Source organism: Nguyenibacter vanlangensis (genome assembly GCF_013376155.1).
Taxonomy (GTDB): domain Bacteria; phylum Pseudomonadota; class Alphaproteobacteria; order Acetobacterales; family Acetobacteraceae; genus Gluconacetobacter; species Gluconacetobacter vanlangensis.
Genome location: NZ_JABXXP010000463.1, coordinates 1 through 2299, shown reverse-complemented (window position 1 = coordinate 2299; position 2299 = coordinate 1). Strand labels below are relative to the sequence as shown.

Here is a 2299-nt window from a genome sequence, read left to right as displayed (position 1 = left end):
TGTCAGTGCTGGATGTAATCTCCCCAAAACGGCTGGCTGAAATTTCCCCAGTTTGACCGAGGATCGTCCTGGCGGGGGCATGCCCCCGCCAGGACGATCGTTCCCCAAATAACCTGCGCATCCCGGCAGAAGGGCGAGCAGGTGATTGGCGTAAGGGAGACTGTGTTGATCCACGAATTGAAACGACAGGGACTGGGTGTCAGCGCGATCGCGCGACAGACGGGCCTGGACCGCAAGACGGTGCGCAGATATCTGGCCCGGGGTATTGAGGCCCCGCGCTACAGCCCCCGCGAGGAGAGCGAGCGCATTGCCGAACGCTTTCGCACCTATTTGCTGGAAAGGCTGGAGGCGTATCCTGGACTTTCCGCTCGCCGGCTGCACCGCGAGATCACGCCGATGGGATACGAGGGGGCCTATTCGACGCTGACGGAATATCTGCGTCTCGTCAGGCCGCAGGTGCCCAAGGTGTTCGAGCGGCGTTTCGAGACCGCTCCCGGCAAGCAGGCGCAGGTCGATTTCGCTGAATTTCCGGTGACGTTCCTGACCGAGCCTCAGGCACCGCGCAAAGTCTGGCTTTTCAGCATGGTGCTGGGCCACAGCCGCTGGCTCTGGGGCCGGTTCTGCCCGAACCAGACCTTGGAAACCGTCCTGCGCTGTCACATCGCCGCCTTCGCCGCGATGGGCGGAAGCTGTGCCGAGATCCTCTATGACCGCATGAAAACCGCGGTTCTCGGCGAAGACGCCACGGGCGTCGTGACCTACAATCCCTCGCTGGTCGCTCTGCTCGACCATTACGGCAGCGCGCCGCGCGCGTGCCAGCCGTATCGCGCCAAGACAAAGGGCAAGGTCGAGCGGCCGTTCCGGTATATCCGGCAGGATTTCTTCCTCGGGCAGAGTTTTCGTGACCTTGATGAACTCAATGCCCGCTTCGACGACTGGTTGCGAACCATCGCCAATGCCAGGTGTCATGCCACGACCGCTCGTATCGTCGCGGAACATTTCGCCGACGAGCGGCCTCATTTGCGCGCCCTGCCGGCTCATCCGTATGACGCCGTCCTGACGGTCGAGCGCCGCGTCAGCCGCGAGGGTATGGTCTCGATCGGCGGCAATCTTTACAGCGTGCCGGACACCGCTCGACGGCGCATTCTCGAGATCCAGAACCACCCTACGGAAGTCCGGATCTTCGAGGAGGGCGCCATGATCGCCCGCCATCCGGTGCTGGACGGGCGTAACCAGCGCCGTGTCGATCCTGCGCACCGCAAGGCCGTGCCGGCGGCACGCCAGATCAGGACCTCGCCCGAGCGAACCAACGTCGCACGCCGGCCCCTCGCTTTCTATGAGGCAGTCGGTCGCAGGCTGGCCACCACAGGAACGGGGGATCGGCCATGACGCCTGTGACCGAACGCATCCGACAGAGCCTGGTCCACCTGCATATGGCGCGGGCCCTGGAAACCCTCGACCAGACCCTCGGCCGTCTGGAGCGCGGCGACATCAGCGCGATCGAGGCCATCGACGAACTGCTGGCCGAGGAACTCAGCCTGCGGGAGGGACGGCGCATCGGCGTCGCCCTGCGAACTGCACGTCTCATGCCGATCAAGACGCTCGAAAGCTTCGATTTTTCCTTCCAGCCCTCCCTCGAGCGAAACCGGATCATGGCAATCGCCCAACTCGAGTTTATCGGCCGCGCGGAAGTCGTCCATTTCCTTGGCCCGCCCGGGACAGGCAAGAGCCACCTCGCCACAGCCATCGGTGTCGCGGCCGTCAAGGCGGGACGCAGCGTCTATCGCTGCACCCTCGCCGAACTGATCGAGGCGCTTGCTCGCGCCGAGCGCGAAGGCCGCCTCGCGGAGAAGATCCGTTTCTACGCCCGTGCCGCGCTGCTGATCGTCGACGAGATCGGATACCTGCCGATCACGAGCGGTGGCGCCAATCTGTTTTTTCAGTTGGTCAATGCCCGATACGAGAAGGGATCGATGATCCTGACCTCCAACAGGGGCTTTGCCGAATGGGGCGACGTGTTCGGGGACCCCGTCGTCGCAACCGCGCTCCTCGATCGTCTCCTCCACCATGCCATCGTCGTGCAGATCGAAGGGGCCAGTTACCGGTTGCGTCAACACGCGGACCTGGTGCCGGAGCATACGCGGGCCCATGCCAATCTCACCCCGCCTCCGCTACCAAAACGCCGTGGACGGCCACCCAGGAGAGGAACCGACGATCAAGGCTCTGGCTGATCCCCAGAAACCAGAAACTGGGGATTTTTCATCCAGCACTTTTGCGGACTTTTCATCCAGCATTTACA

Annotated in this window: 2 protein-coding genes; both read left to right on the top strand. The window is 63.4% G+C overall.

Features of this window, described 5'->3' with window-relative positions; translation table 11 throughout:
* Positions 1-141 precede the first annotated feature (141 nt).
* Positions 142-1389, top strand: coding sequence for an IS21 family transposase (istA, locus tag HUK84_RS15310; RefSeq protein WP_176641054.1), 1248 nt, complete (start codon positions 142-144; stop codon positions 1387-1389).
* Positions 1386-2231 carry an IS21-like element helper ATPase IstB gene (gene istB, locus HUK84_RS15305; protein ID WP_176641053.1) on the top strand — a complete coding sequence of 282 codons (846 nt, stop codon included), beginning with the start codon at positions 1386-1388 and terminating at the stop codon, positions 2229-2231. Before istA ends, istB begins: the two co-directional genes overlap by 4 nt.
* Positions 2232-2299: the final 68 nt, after the last annotated feature.